Source organism: Sedimentitalea todarodis (assembly GCF_032595355.1).
GTDB lineage: Bacteria > Pseudomonadota > Alphaproteobacteria > Rhodobacterales > Rhodobacteraceae > Sedimentitalea > Sedimentitalea todarodis.
Genome location: NZ_JASMWN010000003.1, coordinates 234,451 through 250,437 on the forward strand (window position 1 = coordinate 234,451; position 15,987 = coordinate 250,437).

The 15,987-nt window shown below is 60.3% G+C and carries 16 protein-coding genes; 12 read left to right on the plus strand and 4 right to left on the minus strand.

Features of this window, described 5'->3' with window-relative positions; genetic code table 11:
• Positions 1–106: 106 nt before the first annotated feature.
• The 7 genes from QO231_RS05930 (at position 107) to QO231_RS05960 (ending at position 6,395) form a co-directional block, all read left to right on the plus strand.
• Complete coding sequence (locus QO231_RS05930; RefSeq protein ID WP_316774249.1) at positions 107–562, plus strand: GNAT family N-acetyltransferase; 456 nt, start codon at positions 107–109, stop codon at positions 560–562.
• Entirely contained in the window at positions 559–1,938 is a 1,380-nt protein-coding gene (locus QO231_RS05935) for a DUF2927 domain-containing protein (protein WP_316774251.1), read from the plus strand. The genes QO231_RS05930 and QO231_RS05935 overlap by 4 nt, the downstream gene beginning before the upstream one ends.
• Positions 1,939–1,944: 6 nt before the next feature.
• Entirely contained in the window at positions 1,945–2,112 is a 168-nt protein-coding gene (locus tag QO231_RS05940; protein ID WP_316774252.1) for a hypothetical protein, read from the plus strand.
• 4 nt (positions 2,113–2,116) lie between these two features.
• Positions 2,117–3,301: a vWA domain-containing protein gene (locus QO231_RS05945; RefSeq protein ID WP_316774254.1), complete on the plus strand. Its 1,185-nt coding sequence runs from the start codon at positions 2,117–2,119 to the stop codon at positions 3,299–3,301.
• A gap of 62 nt (positions 3,302–3,363) precedes the next feature.
• On the plus strand, positions 3,364–4,518 hold the full coding sequence (locus QO231_RS05950; protein ID WP_316774257.1) for a cytochrome P450: 1,155 nt from the start codon (positions 3,364–3,366) through the stop codon (positions 4,516–4,518).
• Positions 4,518–5,666 (plus strand): M24 family metallopeptidase, encoded by a 1,149-nt coding sequence (locus tag QO231_RS05955; RefSeq protein WP_316774259.1) that lies wholly within the window; start codon positions 4,518–4,520, stop codon positions 5,664–5,666. The genes QO231_RS05950 and QO231_RS05955 overlap by 1 nt, the downstream gene beginning before the upstream one ends.
• A 39-nt stretch (positions 5,667–5,705) precedes the next feature.
• A complete protein-coding gene (locus QO231_RS05960) occupies positions 5,706–6,395 on the plus strand; it encodes a M48 family metalloprotease (RefSeq protein ID WP_316774261.1) in 690 nt (229 codons plus the stop codon).
• 8 nt (positions 6,396–6,403) lie between these two features.
• Here QO231_RS05960 and QO231_RS05965 read toward each other — a convergent pair whose 3' ends face one another.
• From QO231_RS05965 to QO231_RS05980, 4 genes are all read right to left on the minus strand, one after another.
• On the minus strand, positions 6,404–6,946 hold the full coding sequence (locus tag QO231_RS05965; RefSeq protein WP_316774262.1) for an RSP_2648 family PIN domain-containing protein: 543 nt from the start codon (positions 6,944–6,946) through the stop codon (positions 6,404–6,406).
• Positions 6,943–8,151 (minus strand): RSP_2647 family RNA methyltransferase, encoded by a 1,209-nt coding sequence (locus tag QO231_RS05970; RefSeq protein ID WP_316774264.1) that lies wholly within the window; start codon positions 8,149–8,151, stop codon positions 6,943–6,945. The genes QO231_RS05965 and QO231_RS05970 overlap by 4 nt, the downstream gene beginning before the upstream one ends.
• 67 nt (positions 8,152–8,218) lie before the next feature.
• Positions 8,219–8,491, minus strand: a complete 273-nt coding sequence (locus tag QO231_RS05975) for a hypothetical protein (protein WP_316774266.1) — start codon at positions 8,489–8,491, stop codon at positions 8,219–8,221.
• Complete coding sequence (locus QO231_RS05980; protein WP_316774268.1) at positions 8,488–11,271, minus strand: [protein-PII] uridylyltransferase family protein; 2,784 nt, start codon at positions 11,269–11,271, stop codon at positions 8,488–8,490. The genes QO231_RS05975 and QO231_RS05980 overlap by 4 nt, the downstream gene beginning before the upstream one ends.
• A gap of 84 nt (positions 11,272–11,355) precedes the next feature.
• Between QO231_RS05980 and QO231_RS05985 the strand changes: the two genes are divergently transcribed.
• The 5 genes from QO231_RS05985 to QO231_RS06005 all read left to right on the plus strand — a co-directional run bounded on the left by QO231_RS05985 (position 11,356) and on the right by QO231_RS06005 (position 15,953).
• Positions 11,356–11,823 carry a YbaK/EbsC family protein gene (locus QO231_RS05985; protein WP_316774269.1) on the plus strand — a complete coding sequence of 156 codons (468 nt, stop codon included), beginning with the start codon at positions 11,356–11,358 and terminating at the stop codon, positions 11,821–11,823.
• A 113-nt stretch (positions 11,824–11,936) separates the two neighbouring features.
• Positions 11,937–12,365: a DUF2852 domain-containing protein gene (locus QO231_RS05990; protein WP_316774271.1), complete on the plus strand. Its 429-nt coding sequence runs from the start codon at positions 11,937–11,939 to the stop codon at positions 12,363–12,365.
• 71 nt (positions 12,366–12,436) lie between these two features.
• On the plus strand, positions 12,437–12,880 hold the full coding sequence (locus tag QO231_RS05995) for an RDD family protein (RefSeq protein ID WP_316774273.1): 444 nt from the start codon (positions 12,437–12,439) through the stop codon (positions 12,878–12,880).
• 64 nt (positions 12,881–12,944) lie between these two features.
• Positions 12,945–13,766, plus strand: coding sequence for an arginyltransferase (locus QO231_RS06000; protein ID WP_316774275.1), 822 nt, complete (start codon positions 12,945–12,947; stop codon positions 13,764–13,766).
• A gap of 435 nt (positions 13,767–14,201) precedes the next feature.
• Positions 14,202–15,953, plus strand: coding sequence for an acetolactate synthase 3 large subunit (locus QO231_RS06005; RefSeq protein WP_316774277.1), 1,752 nt, complete (start codon positions 14,202–14,204; stop codon positions 15,951–15,953).
• The last annotated feature ends 34 nt before the right edge of the window (positions 15,954–15,987 follow it).

A 15,987-nucleotide genomic window follows, 5' to 3' on the forward strand; every position in this document is an offset into this window, starting at 1 on the left:
GACGATCCTGTGCCCGAACCCCGACGCGGCTACCAAAACGCCAAGCCGGATGTGAAAGGCGTTTTTTGTCTTGAATGGTGCGACCGGGTTGGTCAGACTCGGCGTCATGTCTGATACGCCCACACTCATTGTCCGTCCGTTGCGCGCAGAAGACCTGTCGCAATGGTCCGAGATGTGGACCGCCTATCTTGAATTCTACGAGACCAGCGTCGCGCCAGAGGTCTATGACAGCACATTCACGCGACTGTTGGGGGATGACCCGCGCGATTTCAACGCCCTTGTTGCCGAACAGGACGGGCGACTGGTGGGGCTGACACATTATCTCTTTCACCGCCACGCCTGGAAAATCGAAGATATCTGCTATCTGCAAGACCTCTACGCCCGCCCCGAATACCGGGGCACCGGGGTTGGCCGCGCGCTGATCGAGGCCGTCTATGCCGTGGCGGACAAGAACGGCACGCCAGCGGTCTACTGGCTTACACAGGATTTCAACGAAACCGCCCGAACCTTGTATGATCGCATCGCAAAGGTCACACCCTTTATCCGTTATCAACGCCCATGATCCGTATCGTCCTGTTTCTGACTGTCGCCATTTGCGCCGGATGCACGGCAAGGCCACTAGGCGACACGCCGACCCGGGCCGCGATTGCCGAGTCGAGCCTGCCGCCGATGAAAGGCTTTGCCGCGACGCGACCAAGTGCGCCGTCACAATCCAACGCCAACATCGCGGCTGATTTCCTCTCCTTGCATTTCGAATTGGAGAGCGGCCGCAGCCTGCCGGTGTTTACCCGGTTTGAGGCCCCGATCACCGTGCGCGTCACCGGCAAGCCTCCCGCAAGCCTGGAGCCGGACTTGCGCAGGTTGCTCGACCGACTCCGCCAGGAAGCGGGCATCAACATCCGTCAAACTCAGGGCGATCGCGCGAGCATCACCATTCAGGCAATCTCCCGCGCCGAAATCCGCCGCGCCCTGCCGCAGGCGGCGTGTTTCGTCGTGCCGAATGTGTCCAGCATCGAGGAATACCGCCGCAAACGCCGCAGCCCGGAAACCAATTGGTCGACGCTCAGGAAACGCGAGACCATGGCGATCTTTCTTCCCTATGATTCGACTCCACAGGAAATCCGCGACTGCCTGCACGAGGAACTCGCTCAGGCGCTTGGCCCGCTGAACGATCTCTATCGGCTGTCCAACTCGGTGTTCAACGACGACAACGTACACACGGTCCTGACCGGGTTTGACATGCTGATCCTGCGCGCCACCTACGCGCCCGAGATCTACAGCGGCATGACCAAGGCCGAAGTCGCAACCGAGCTGCCCGATATCCTGTCGCGGATCAACCCGAGCGGCAATCGGCTTCCGACCCATGCCATAGCGCCCACTCCGCGTACCTGGATCGACTCGGTGCAGATTGTTCTGGGTCCGGGAGCCGGAACGGCAGAGCGTCGCAGCGCCGCACAATCCGCCGCCGCGACAGCGCAGCAACTCGGATGGCAGGACCATCGCCGGGCCTTTGGCTACTACATGCTGGGCCGCATGACCCAACCCGACGATGCCGAGCTGGCGCAGCAATATTATTCCAATGCGCTCAGCTATCTGCGCAGGGCCCCCGACACTCAACTCCATCAGGCCTATATCGTGACCCAGACAGCCGCATATGCGGTCGCGAGGGGCGCTGGCTCCGATGCCCTGCGCCAGATCGAGCCCTATCTGGATGTCGCGGCCCGATCTGAAAACGCGGCGCTGCTGTCCACGCTGATGCTGCTCAAGGCAGAGGCGCTGGATCAGACCGGCCAGACCGAAGCGGCGCGCACCGTGAGGCTGGACAGCGTCGGATGGGCAAGATACGGCTTTGGCACGGATTGGGCGGTGCGGGCGAAAATGCAGGAAATTTCGTCGCTGAACCCCCACAACAAGCGTAACAGCCAATCAAACGGGTAACAGACGATGATCGTGATCGCAGGTGTTCTGCTGGGGGCCGTTTTCGGTGTGATCCTCGCCAGGAAAGGCGGCGGCAAAGCTGCGGATATGGCGCAATACGCCGCCGCATCGGCGATGGCATTCGGAATCGTCGCGATGATCGCCACCGTCTTGATTGATCGGCTCGTGGGCTGATCCGATGTTTGTTCCATTCTACGAAAATCTGCGCAAGTCCGGGGTCCCGGTTTCGTTGCGCGAATATCTCAGCTTTCTCGAAGCCATGAAGGCTGGGTTGGCCACCTATGATGTCGAAGCATTCTACTACCTTGCCCGCGTGTCGATGGTGAAGGACGAGCGCAACATCGACAAATTCGACCGCGCCTTTGCCACCAGCTTCAAGGGCTTGGAGCAAATAAGCTTCCAACAGGTGATGGACGCCGTCGACATTCCTGCCGAATGGCTGCGCAAGATGACCGAAAAGCATCTGTCCGCAGAGGAGAAGGCCGAGATCGAGGCGCTTGGCGGGTTTTACAAGCTGATGGAGACGCTCAAGGAGCGCCTCAAGGAACAGCAGGGCCGGCACCAGGGTGGCAACAAGTGGATCGGCACCGGCGGCACCAGTCCCTTTGGTGCCTATGGCTACAACCCCGAAGGTGTTCGCATCGGGCAGAAGGAAAGCCGACACCAGCGTGCGGTCAAGGTCTGGGACAAGCGCGAATTCAAGAACCTCGATGACACGGTCGAATTGGGCACCCGCAACATCAAGGTCGCGCTCAAGCGCCTGCGCAACTGGGCGCGCGAAGGCGCGGCCGAAGAGCTTGACCTTGACGGAACCATTCGCGCCACTGCCGAGCACGGCTATCTCGACGTCAAGACGAGACCGGAGCGCCACAACGCGGTCAAGGTTGTCCTGTTTCTGGATATCGGCGGATCAATGGATCCGCATGTGAAAGTCGTGGAAGAACTGTTCTCTGCCGCGCGCAGCGAATTCAAGCATCTGGAATATTACTACTTCCACAATTGTCTCTATGAAGCCGTCTGGCGCGACAACCGACGCCGCTGGGATGCGCAAATCTCCACGCAAGAAGTGCTGCGGACCTATGGGCCGGACTACAAATGTATCTTTGTCGGCGACGCGTCGATGAGCCCCTATGAAATCGCCTATCCCGGTGGGGCCAATGAACATTGGAATGCAGAAGCTGGCAGCGTCTGGTTGCAACGGGCCCGCGAGCAATGGAGCAGCAACCTCTGGATCAACCCGGTGCCGGAAAAATACTGGTCCTACACCCATTCGATCCAGATGATTCAAGAGATCTTCGCCGATCAGATGGTGCCAATGACGCTCGACGGGCTGAGCCGTGGGATGAAGGCGCTGACGCGCTAACACCCGTGCGGTCCAACAAATCAGGTCTTTGCACAGGCTCGCGGTCTGCTTAGGCTGTTCGCATGTCCGACGCACCGATCACCGACATCGATCTGAAAGCCTTCACCGCTGATCCCTACCCGGCGCTCGCGCAGATGCGGCACAATGCGCCCATTACATATGTGCCGCAACTGGGAGCAACGCTGATCACGCGGCGCGATGACATCCACACCCAGGAAAAACGGATCGATGTGTTCTCTTCGGTGCAGCCCGACGGGCTGATGACCCGATTGATGGGTGAGAACATGATGCGCAAGGATGGGGAACGGCACCAGCAGGAACGTCGCATCCTGTTCCCTGCACTCAGCCCGCGCACGGTACAGGATCATTGGAAACCGATCTTCCAGCGCGCGGCGCTGTCGATCCTGCGAGAGTTGCAGCCCAGAGGCCGCTGCGATCTCGTCAGGGACTATGCGATGCCCGTTTCCGCCGAAGCGCTCAAGGCGATCACCGGGCTGACCGAAATGCAGGCGGCTGAAATGGACGGGGTCAGCCAGGCGATGATCGATGGCTGCGCCAATTATGCGGGCGACCCGCATGTCACCGCACGATGCAACGCCGCGACGGCGCTGATCGACGTCCATATCGACCGCATGCAAGACGCTCCTCCGCCCCGTTCGGCGCTGGAGGTGCAGCGACAGGCGGGGCTCGCTGATCCGAACATTCGTGCGAACATCAAGTTGATCATTTCGGGCGGACAGAATGAACCCCGCGACGCCATCGCGGGAACGATCTGGGCCTTGCTGACCCACCCCGAACAACTGCAATTGATCCGTGATGGACAGGCACAGTTTGCTCAGGCGTTCGCCGAATATGCGCGCTGGAACAGCCCGATTGGCATGTCACCCCGTCGCGTTGCCCGGTCTGATACCGTTCAGGGCGTGACGTTCGAGCCGGACGACAAGGTGTTTCTGATGTTCGGTTCCGCCTGCCGCGATGAGGCTCACTTTGATGATCCAGACCGGTTCGACATCACCCGCAACACACAGGCCGCGATCAGCTTTGGGGCCGGACCGCATTTCTGCGCAGGTGCCGCGGCGTCGCGGTCCCTGATTGCCGAAGTTGCATTGCCTTTGGTGTTCAAGCATCTGAAAAACCTGAAAATCACGGGCGATGTTCCGTTTTCTGGCTGGGCCTTTCGCGGCCCGGTCCGGATGCCAGCCAGTTGGGACACCTGATGCCATTGCACTTTGACACCGCCGAATATGCTGCCCGCCAGACCGCAGCCACGCGCGCGGTAGAGGATGCCGGGCTTGACGCGCTGTTGATGTTCGCGCCGGAAAGTCATTTATGGATTTGCGGATATGACACCTTCGGTTTCGCGATGTTTCAGTGCCTCGTTCTGACGGCCGCAGGCGATCTGCATCTCCTGACCCGCCTGCCGGATCTGCGTCAGGCAAAGCTGACCTCGACGCTGCCAGATGATCACATTCACGTCTGGCCGGAACATCAGGGGGCGATGCCTGCGGACAATCTCCGGTCCCTGCTGGCCGATCTGGGCGTGGCGCACGGGCGTTTGGGATTTGAAAGCCAGACAGCCGGTCTGACCGATGCCAATGGCCAGTTGCTGCGCGCGGTACTCCCCGATCTGATCGATGCCTCTTCGCTGATCCGGGATCTGCGCCGGGTGAAGTCGCCCGCCGAGATTGCCATGCACCGCCGGGCTGCGAACCTGTCCGATGATGCGCTGGACGCCGCGATCGTGATCACCGGTGCAGGCGCATTCGAAGGTGACATTCTTGCTGCGATGCAGGGCGCAGTCTTCAGAGGCGGCGGCGACTACGCCGGGAATGAGTTCATCCTTGGCTCGGGTCCCGGTGCCCTGCTCTGCCGCTATTACTCAGGTCGCAGACATCTGGATGCTCACGACCAACTCACGCTGGAATGGTCGGGCGCCTATGCCCGGTATCACGCGGCGATGATGCGCACGGTTGTCATCGGTACGCCCGATCCACGCCAACTCCGAATGCACGACGCCACCGAAGAAGCGCTCGCCGCCTGCGAAGCCGCCATTCGCCCCGGCAACCCGATGGGACATGTCTATGACGCCCATGCCCGCGTCTTTGATGCGCATGGGTTCGGCACATCCCGATTGCAGGCCTGTGGCTATGGCATGGGTGCGGTCTATACGCCGATCTGGGTCGATTTTCCGATGTTCTACGAGGGCAACCCATTGCTCATGCAGGAAAATCAGGTCTTCTTCCTGCACATGATCCTGATGGACAGCGATGCGGGGTTGGCCATGAGCCTCGGCCACAGCGTGCGTGTGACCGCAACAGGTGCAGAGCGGCTGTCGCGGCATGCAACTGCTTTGATCACCTGCTGATCCCTTGCCGAAACGTGCACCGGTGGCCATATCTATAGTATGCTGAAGTTCACACCGATCCTCTTGGCGATTCTGTATGCCCTGGCGATGTATCGCTTCTCTGTCTGGCGGACGGGCAAGGAACTTGACCAGAAATCGACCGAACTTGCTGATCCACACCTCAAGCGACTGACCGACCGGCTCGCCGCCTCACTCGATCTGCACCGGATTCCGGTCTATGTCTACGAGATCGACCCGGTCAACGGTCTGGCTGCGCCCGACGGGCGGATTTTCATCACGCGCGGGTTCTATCGCAAGTTTCAGAACGGTGAGGTGACCGGCGAAGAAATGGCCAGCGTCATCGCCCACGAACTGGGACATGTCGCCCTGGGTCATTCCCGGCGGCGCATGATCGACTTTTCAGGCCAGAACGCCTTGCGCACAGCGCTGGTCATGGTGTTGGGACGGTTCATCCCCTTTATCGGGATCTGGATTGCCAACATGTTGACCAGCTTGCTTGCCGCCGGGCTGTCCCGTTCGGATGAGTACGAGGCTGATGCCTATGCCGCCGCCCTGCTGACCAAGGCGGGAATAGGTGTCGAGCCACAGAAATCGCTGTTTCGCAAATTGGACGCGCTGACAGAAAAACGGGCCGGCATGGCCCCGGCCTGGTTGCTGAGCCACCCGCATACCGATCAGCGGATCGAGGCGCTCGAACAACTGGAGCGCAAGTGGCACGCCCCGAGCTGAGGTCGCGATCACTTCGTCACTGCTTTGGCCAATCGCGGCAGTCTTGCCTTTTTCAGGAGCGATCGCATTTCCCAATTGTCGCCGGACAATCGTCGGGCCTCGACAAGGACGCGTTCGGCAACTTCCGTGATGCCGTCCGGATCGATCTGCCAGAGAGACAGCAGGTAGCCATCCGGATCCAGACGCTTCAGACCCTGCTCGTCCAGCGCGCGTCGCGGGAAATCCTTGGCATTCAGGGTCATGATCGCATCCGATGAACTCGCGACCGCAACGGCAAGGACATGGATATCGGCCGCATCGGGCAGCCACAATCGCTGTTCCAATCCCGGTGCGGGCGGGCATTCTGCATCTGGCCAGGCGTTGCGCAGCAGGGCGATTTCCGCACGCGCCTGCGCCTCGCCGTCTGGTCCCAGCTTGACGGCGGCCCGCGCCCACTCCTCGAGAATCCGCGCGGACCACACCGGCACGAAATGCCCGGCCCCAGCGGCCCCCAGCAGCACTTCGCGCATCACGGTCGGATAGAGCACGCAGGTGTCGATAACGATTTTCACAGGCGAAAGAACAATGACTTGAGATAACCGCTTTCCGCAAGATGCGGAAGTTGCGGATGATCCGGGCCGGCAACCCCCGTATGGATCAGCTGCGCCTGCCGCCCGGCACGACCGATACCACGCGCACTTGCCGCGTGAAACCGGCCAAGATCAGCGGCGTGGGAACAGGAACACAGGCACAGATATCCACCATCGGCGACCAGCGGCGCGGCCAGTTTCGCGAGACGCTCGTAAGCGCGCAAACCGGGTTCGAGCGCGGATTTTGACGGCGCAAACGCCGGAGGATCGCAGATCACAATGTCGAACTGTGCCCCTTCGGCACCAAGTGCCGTGAGAACGTCAAACGCATCCCCCTGCCGCGTTGCGAACCGCTCCGACATTCCGGCTGCTGCCGCGCCCTGCTCGGCAAGCAAAAGGGCCGGGGCCGAGCCATCGACCGCGAGCGCGCGCGCGGCACCACCGGCCAGCGCGGCAAGGGCAAAGCCGCCGACATGGGAAAACACGTCGAGAACCCGCGCACCGGATGCAAGCCGTGCTGCAAAGGCATGATTTGGGCGCTGGTCAAAGAACAATCCGGTTTTCTGCCCGCCCGTCAGATCGGCCATATAGATTGCCCCGTTCATCGGAACCGGGATAGGTGCGTCAGGAGCCGATCCGCGCAGCACACCCGACAGATCGTCCAGCCCCTCAAGCGTCCGCGTCCGTCCGCTGGCGTTCTTCAGAACGGTCCCGACACCGGTGGTTTCGATCAGGGCCTCGGTCAGCATCTCAAGATGCATTTCGGCCCAGGCGGCGTTGGGTTGCACCACGCAGATGTCACCAAACCGGTCGATGATGACACCGGGCAGGCCGTCGGCCTCGGCGTGCACAAGACGATAGAACGGATCACGAAACAGTCGTTCCCGCAGTTGCAATGCCTTGGCCAGGCGCAGTCCGAACCACCTCCTGTCCAGGGGCACGGATATGTCGCGCTCAAGCATCCGGCAAATGATCTTTGAGTCCGGATTAACGGCGACAAGGCCCAGCGGACTGCGCTTGTCATCCTCAAGCACCGCAATGGTGCCTGCGTTCAAGGCACGCGTGCGCCGGTCTGTTACAAGGTCACTGGCATAGACCCAGGGGAAACCATGACGAATCCCACGGGCATTTGCCTTGGGTTTCAGGCGAACGCGCGGCAGGTCGGGTGTTGGCAAGGATAGTGTCATGACGCCCTCATAGCCGCATCATCTGCGCTATAACAGAGGTTGCAGCGCGATGACGGAACGCCAGCCTTCAGTTTCTCGGGCGCGAGCGCCATCCCCCCCGCCGCCGCGGCGATGCAATCGAGGTCAGCCCGTCGCGCAGGACTGCTGACATCGGATGATCCGGCGCAGGATCGGCATATTGCGCGATGAGGTGGCGCAGCGCGGCGCCGGTCTCGCTGTCTTCCGGAAGGCTCAGCGCCCAGTCGAGAAAGATCGACCGGCATTCGGCAGCGCTGATATTTTCGATCTGGTAGGCTTCAAAGATCAGGCCCTTTGGATCCATTTCGCCGCGTGATTTCATGGCTCTTCCTCTGACGGCAACAGAGACCCGATCACAGCGGCGGCCTCTGTGTATGCGGTTTCAAGTGCCTCGCTCAACGCCTCCAGCGTGTCGTATCCCGTGCTTCGACACAAGAACGCAGCCCCACCCTCGCCCAGATCCGCCAATTTCAGGGTTTGACCCGAAAGCAGGCGCGCGGAGGTCTGCACCGACCAGCAAAGATCGTAGCAGACATTCAACTGTGCCGCGTTCTCTGCATCCATCCAGCCGCAATCCACCGCCCCTTGCAATCCCGAGGCCACGTCGCGCGCCCCGGAACCGGACAGCAAGGCACCGGCCTGCGCAACGAGTTCGATATCCTGCATCCGGCCCGCACCGATCTTGGCATCCCACACACCCTCTGGCGATTTGGCTCCCGCGATCTTCTTGCGCATTTCGGCAACTTCGTTCAGCACTTGTTTGCGATCCCGACGCGTTGACAAAATGGCCTTGCGGAAGGCTTCGATATCATCCGCCAGTTCCTCAACCCCCGCGATCACGCGCGCGCGAGTCAGCGCGAGATGCTCCCAGACCCATGCCTCGTCCTCTTGATAGTTTTGAAAGCTCGACCAGCTGGTCGCGACCGGACCCTGGCTTCCCGAAGGGCGCAGGCGCATGTCGACCTCGTACAGGCGCCCCTGTGACATCTGTGCGGTCAGCGCGGTGATCAACGCCTGTGTCATCCGCGCAAAATAGGTGCGTGTTGCCAGCGGGCGCCGACCATCCGACGCATCCACATCCTGCGGATCATATATCACGATCAGATCAAGGTCGGACATGGCATTCAATCGCCCCGCGCCGAGCGAGCCCATCCCGAGCACGGATGCACCGCGCCCCGGCGGCGGGCCATGCTTGACGGAAAATTGCCTGACCACCAGAGGACAGAGCGCGGCAATCACCGCCCTCGCGAGATCCGCATATTGCGCCCCTGCCGTTTCGGCATCAACAAGACCTCGCAAGTGATGTACACCAATACGAAAATGCCATTCCTTGTTCCACCGGCGCGCGGTGTCCAGCTGGGTTTCATAGTCGGGCTCTTCCCGCAACAGCCGCTTCAACTCGGCCTCAAGCGCTTCGAAACCCGGCCAGTCGGAAAAGAAGTCACCGCCGATCACGGCATCAAAGACCCCTGCATTGCGCGACAGATGCCCCGCCAGGGCCGGTGATGTGCCGACGATATCAACCAGCAGGTCGATCAGTTGGGTATTGGCTTCAAACAGGGAGAATAACTGGACGCCCGCAGGCAGACCAGACAGGAATCCATCCAGGGCAAGCAACGCCTCCTCGGGCTTTGACGTCCGCCCCAGCCGCACCAGAAGTTCGGGCCTGAGACGTTCGAATATCTGTTGCGCCCGTTGCGACCGAAGCGCGGGATAGGTCGGCCAGCGCGCCAGAATACTGGCATCGAAATCGACCGGCGCCTGCGCAGGGGGTGGCGCATGATCCGGCGCAAAGAAGTCCTCGGTCAATGCGTGAACTTCGCCCAACCTCTGCCCGATGCTCGCCAGCAAATCGGTGGGCGTCGTATCCATCAGACAGGCAATGCGGGAAATCCCCTCGTCAGATTGCGGCACCTTGTGGGTCTGCGCATCATTGACCATCTGAATCCGGTGTTCGACCTCGCGATGGGCGCGGTAGTGATCGCTCAGTTGCACTGCGACATCGGGGGGAATCCAGCCCTTCTCGGCAAGTGCTGCCAAACCGGCCACGGTTTCGCGCTGCCGCAGGCCGACATCCCTTCCCCCGGCGATCAACTGGCGTGTCTGGGTGAAGAACTCAATCTCGCGAATGCCACCCCGTCCAAGTTTCATGTCGTGACCGGGCACCGAAAGCGCCCTACCGGTGCCCTTGTTCTCGCGAATGCGCAAGCGCATGTCATGGGCGTCCTGGATGGCCGCAAAATCCAGATGCCGACGCCAGACAAACGGGGTAAGCGTATTCAGGAACCGCTCCCCTGCTGCAATGTCGCCCGCCGCGGGCCGCGCCTTGATATAGGCGGCGCGTTCCCATGTGCGACCAAGGCTCTCGTAATACCTCTCGGCCGCCTCCGCCGCCATGCAGACAGGAGTGACTGCCGGATCGGGACGCAGGCGCAGATCAGTGCGAAACACGTAGCCTTCGGCCGTGCGTTCGCTCAGAAGACTGCACATATTGCGCGTCGCCCGGACCATGCCCTGACGTGCCTCGTAGAAGTCATCAGGATCAAAGCGCGTTTCGTCAAACAGGCAAATCAGGTCGATGTCCGAGGAATAGTTCAGTTCATGCGCGCCCATCTTGCCCATCGCCAGCACAAACAGCCCACCGGCAGTTGCTACATCATCCTCGGTCAGTCCCGGCAGTTTCTTGCGCCGGATCAGGTTCGCGATTTCCGACTTGATCGCCGCATCACAGACCTGTCCGCCCAGATCGGTGAGAATTCCGGTCACCCGCTCCAAGGGCCATACTCCGGCCAGATCGGCCAGTGCCGTCATCAGCGCGACCCGGCGTTTGGCCTGCCGCAATCCGCTCTTGAGCTGGTTTGGCGGCAACGCGGCTATGTCCGCAATACAGGCCGCAATCGCGGCGTCAGGATCATCTGCGGCCTCGATCAGCCAATCTGCTTCGCGTGCGATCAGCGCCCGCAGATAGGGGCTGCTGCCGGCCGCGCCTTCGATCAAGGACGCCAGATCACCAGAGGCCCCCGGCACAGCGGCGCGGGCCTCGGCCCCGAGGTCGCGATCATAGGCGCGTGGCATGCGGGTTATGTTCTTGCACAATGACATGAACGCAGAGTGAAGCCGGGCGGCGAGCGCGTCAATGCAGGAACGGCTTGCGGATCTCGACCCTATGAGGTCAGGGTACGCGCCATGAGCAAAAGTATGAGACGTGTCCGCGCCGCCCTTAGGGTCGCTGGACTCGCGCCCGAGATACAAGAAACCAAACTGGCCCGCACGGCACTTGATGCGGCCCGCGCCATCGGGTGCGAGATTGACCAGATTGCCAAATCGATCATTTTTCAGGGACAGGACAGCACCGACGCCATCCTGTTTCTGACCGCAGGCGGCAAACGGGTCGATGAACGCAAGGCTGCCGCTGTGGCTGGCGAACCCCTCGGCAAGGCAGATGCGGCGCTGATCCGCGCGCAAACAGGGTTTGCAATTGGTGGGGTCGCGCCGGTGGGACACCTCAACCCGATCCGCGCCTTCATGGACCCAAGGTTGCTGGAATTCGAAGAGATCTGGGCGGCAGCAGGGACTCCGCATCATGTTTTTCGCATTTCCCCGGCCGATTTGAAAAGAATCTCCCATTCAGAACTATCTGACTTTACTGCATAAATTAAGTTAATGTAAAAAACATTCACATATGGCCTTGCAATAACGCACCTCAATCCCGATCTTGGTGATGTGAAAGACATTCACATTGAAACACCTTCAGGAGAGAGACGACCATGACCATGATGACCGAACCCGTTCCCGCCACGTCCCATCCGGGCTGGTTTTCCCGCGCCGAGTCCTGGCTTGACAGCAAGGGCAAAGGAGCCTGGATCGCAGCAATGGTCCTTGGCTTTGTGTTCTTCTGGCCCGTTGGCCTCGCCTTTCTTTTCTACATGATCTGGAGCAAACGCATGTTCAGCAAATCCTGCAGCCGCCGCACTTCGTGGAAACAAAATCGCATGACCGTGTCGTCCTCGACAGGAAACAGCGCATTTGACGCCTACAAGACGGAAACCCTGCGCCGCCTGGAAGAGGAACAGAACAACTTTGAATCCTTCCTCGAACGTCTACGTGAAGCCAAGGACAAGGCCGAGTTCGACCAGTTCATGGACGAACGCGCCAAGCAGGCCAACCGCGACCGTGACGACGGCGAAGCAGCCTGATATCACACCACCTGTCCCCGCCTGAACCCGGGGGCAGGTCTCGTTCTGACTGTCAATTCAGGGTATTTGCGATGTACAATCTGCCGGATCCGGACCGCCAGCCGGAGTTTTATTCCTCTGTTCCGTTCAAGCGCCTGCTCGCATGGATCATAGATACGTTCCTCGTGCTGCTGATGTGCCTCGTTGCCGTTTTGCTGACCGTCTTTGTTGGCGCATTTTTCTTTGGTGTCCTATGGATCGTCCTTAGCTTCTGCTATCGCGTGGTCACCATGGCGAACGGGTCCGCGACCTGGGGCATGCGGTTTGTCGGCATCGAGTTCCGGACCGCCGACGGAAACCAGTTCGATCTGCCGATGGCGCTCGCCCATACTGCGGGCTACACCGTCAGCATTGCCCTCCCGATCCTGCAGGTGATTTCCATCGTCATGATGCTGACCGGCGCACGGGGTCAGGGCCTGACCGACGCCGTTCTGGGCACGGTTGCCCTAAACCGAAGGTCTGAACTGCGCGCCTAATTCCACTCTTGGCGACCCAGAGATCGGTTGTTATCATTTTGGTGAAAGCAACCGCGGACCATTCATGCGACATACCCTGCCCATTGCGCCACAATTCTATGTGACAGCACCTCAACCCTGCCCTTATCTCGAGGACAGGATGGAGCGTAAGCTGTTCACCTCGTTGCAAGGTGACAATGCCGATCGTCTCAATAACGGGTTGAGCCAGCAGGGCTTCCGGCGCTCGCAAAACGTACTCTACCGGCCCTCCTGTGCGGAATGCTCGGCCTGCCTCTCCGCCCGAATCGACATCACGCGTTTCAAACCCACCAAGAGCCAGAAGCGTACCGCACGCAGAAACGCAGGTTTGGTTCGGCACGCGACCTCGCCCTGGGCAACAGAAGAGCAGTATGACCTGTTCCGTCGCTACCTCGATGCGCGACACGCGGATGGCGGCATGGCGGACATGGACGTTTTCGAGTTCTCGGCCATGATCGAGGAGACCCCCATTCGCAGCCGGGTCATCGAATACAGCGACCGCGAGGCAGACGCGCTTGTCGGGGTCAGCCTGACTGATGTCCTCGAAGACGGGCTGAGCATGGTCTATTCGTTTTATGCGCCCGACAGGCTTCAGGATAGCCTGGGCACGCATATGATCATGGATCACATTGAAATCGCCCGGAATGCCAACCTTCCCTATGTCTATCTGGGGTACTGGGTGCCGGGCAGTCAGAAAATGGGATACAAGGCCAAGTTCTCGGGTCTTGAGGTCTATATTGGCGGCGAGTGGAAATCGGTCTCAAACCCGAGGGAATTCAGCGCCGACACCCATCCGCTCTCTACTGACCCAATCGCTGAACAGGTTGCGAATATCAGCCTGCCGGACGGTCGCCCTACCCGGCTCTGACACCACTCACCGTCGGAGTCGTCCATGTCCCGACGGGATTCACACAACGGCTACGCCGTGCATTTGCGGTATCCGGGGCAGTTTCCGTCCCAATACCGGCGACACCGCCACAAACAAAGCCAATGTTACAAACGGTCCTGGTGCGAGTGAAATTGATTGTTTTATTTCGCAAGACCCCAACCAGACGCAACAAAACGCCGCAGGTGACCTCATGTTGAGGTGTGATTACACGACATTTGGCGGTTGACGCCCCTGTTTTGCGAACCTAATGTCCCCGCAGAATGAAAAGGAGCGGTGACTATGTCACGCCTAGTCGTAATCGCAGGAACCACGCGCATGGGCCGGTGACGGTAAACCATATTTCGACCCATGCGCCCCCGCCAAAACGGGGGCTTTTTTGTGCGCAGGACGTTGTCTCGGATGGAGCAAAAACAGATGACACGTGAAATGACCGGAGCAAAGATGTTGGTGCAGGCGCTGAAGGATCAGGGCGTGGACACGGTTTTCGGATACCCAGGCGGCGCTGTGCTCCCCATCTATGATGAGGTTTTCCAGCAAAACGATGTCCGGCACGTGCTGGTGCGCCACGAACAGGGCGCTGTTCACGCGGCCGAAGGCTATGCCCGCGCCACCGGCAAGCCGGGCGTTGTCCTGGTGACGTCCGGACCGGGTGCCACCAATGCGGTCACCGGGCTGACCGACGCGTTGATGGACAGCATCCCGATCGTGGTTTTCACCGGCCAGGTGCCGACATTCATGATCGGATCGGATGCGTTCCAGGAAGCTGACACAGTTGGCATAACCCGCCCCTGCACCAAGCATAACTGGCTGGTGAAAGACACCGACAAATTGTCCGGCGTTATTCACGAGGCCTTTCACGTGGCCACATCCGGCCGTCCCGGCCCGGTGCTGGTAGACATCCCCAAGGACGTGCAGTTTGCGACCGGTACGTATACCAAGCCATCGCCCACCGCGTCTCACTACCAGCCGCGGGTCAAGGGCGACCTCGAAGAGATCACCGAACTGGTCGCGGCGATGGAAAAGGCCAAGCGCCCCATATTCTACACCGGCGGCGGCGTGATCAACTCGGGTCCGGCGGCAAGCCAGCTCTTGCGTGAACTCGTGGACGCGACCGGATTTCCGATCACCTCGACCCTGATGGGTCTGGGCGCCTACCCGGCCAGCGGCAAGAACTGGCTTGGAATGCTCGGGATGCACGGTCTCTACGAGGCCAACCTCGCGATGCATGATTGCGACCTGCTGATCAATATCGGGGCGCGGTTCGACGACCGGATCACCGGGCGGATCGACGCATTCAGCCCGAAATCCATCAAGGCGCATATCGACATCGACCCCAGCTCGATCAACAAGGTGATCAAGACCGATATTCCGATCGTCGGCGATGTCGGCCATGTTCTCGAGGACATGCTGAAGGTCTGGAAGTCGCGCGGTCGCAAGACAAACGCCGAAGCCGTCGCCAAATGGCAGATGAAGATCAACGAATGGCGCAAGGTCGAATGCCTCGCGTATACGCCCAACGACAAGGTGATCAGGCCACAGCACGCCGTGTCCCGCCTCGAAGCGCTGACCAAGGGCATGGACCGCTATATCACCACCGAGGTTGGTCAACACCAGATGTGGGCGGCGCAGTATCTCACCTTTGAAGAACCCAACCGCTGGATGACATCCGGTGGACTTGGCACCATGGGCTATGGGTTTCCTGCGTCGATCGGCGTTCAAATGGCCCATCCCGACAGTCTCGTGGTCAATGTCGCCGGCGAGGCAAGCTGGCTCATGAACATGCAGGAAATGGGAACGGCGGTGCAATACCGGCTACCCGTCAAGCAGTTCATCCTGAACAACGAGCGTCTGGGCATGGTTCGCCAGTGGCAGGAACTGCTGCATGGCGAGCGGTATTCGCACAGCTGGTCCGAGGCCCTGCCCGATTTTGTGAAACTCGCCGAAGCGTTTGGCGCCAAGGGGATCATCTGCAAGGATCCGGCCGATCTGGACGATGCGATCATGGAAATGGTCAATTACGATGGCCCGGTGATCTTTGACTGTCTCGTCGAAAAGCACGAAAACTGCTTTCCGATGATTCCCTCAGGCAAAGCGCATAATGAAATGCTTCTGGGCGAAGCGGAAACCCAAGGCGTGATTCAGGCCGGCGGCGCGGTTCTGGTTTAGGGACCTTGCCGGATAACGGTGGTCAGGCACGGCG

Coding starts and splice junctions, on each gene's coding strand:
- QO231_RS05930 (WP_316774249.1), top strand. CDS start 107: ATGTCTGATACGCCCACACTCATTGTCCGTCCGTTGCGCGCAGAAGAC.
- QO231_RS05935 (WP_316774251.1), top strand. CDS start 559: ATGATCCGTATCGTCCTGTTTCTGACTGTCGCCATTTGCGCCGGATGC.
- QO231_RS05940 (WP_316774252.1), top strand. CDS start 1,945: ATGATCGTGATCGCAGGTGTTCTGCTGGGGGCCGTTTTCGGTGTGATC.
- QO231_RS05945 (WP_316774254.1), top strand. CDS start 2,117: ATGTTTGTTCCATTCTACGAAAATCTGCGCAAGTCCGGGGTCCCGGTT.
- QO231_RS05950 (WP_316774257.1), top strand. CDS start 3,364: ATGTCCGACGCACCGATCACCGACATCGATCTGAAAGCCTTCACCGCT.
- QO231_RS05955 (WP_316774259.1), top strand. CDS start 4,518: ATGCCATTGCACTTTGACACCGCCGAATATGCTGCCCGCCAGACCGCA.
- QO231_RS05960 (WP_316774261.1), top strand. CDS start 5,706: ATGCTGAAGTTCACACCGATCCTCTTGGCGATTCTGTATGCCCTGGCG.
- QO231_RS05970 (WP_316774264.1), bottom strand. CDS start 8,151: ATGACACTATCCTTGCCAACACCCGACCTGCCGCGCGTTCGCCTGAAA.
- QO231_RS05975 (WP_316774266.1), bottom strand. CDS start 8,491: ATGAAATCACGCGGCGAAATGGATCCAAAGGGCCTGATCTTTGAAGCC.
- QO231_RS05980 (WP_316774268.1), bottom strand. CDS start 11,271: ATGTCATTGTGCAAGAACATAACCCGCATGCCACGCGCCTATGATCGC.
- QO231_RS05985 (WP_316774269.1), top strand. CDS start 11,356: ATGAGCAAAAGTATGAGACGTGTCCGCGCCGCCCTTAGGGTCGCTGGA.
- QO231_RS05990 (WP_316774271.1), top strand. CDS start 11,937: ATGACCATGATGACCGAACCCGTTCCCGCCACGTCCCATCCGGGCTGG.
- QO231_RS05995 (WP_316774273.1), top strand. CDS start 12,437: ATGTACAATCTGCCGGATCCGGACCGCCAGCCGGAGTTTTATTCCTCT.
- QO231_RS06000 (WP_316774275.1), top strand. CDS start 12,945: ATGCGACATACCCTGCCCATTGCGCCACAATTCTATGTGACAGCACCT.
- QO231_RS06005 (WP_316774277.1), top strand. CDS start 14,202: ATGACACGTGAAATGACCGGAGCAAAGATGTTGGTGCAGGCGCTGAAG.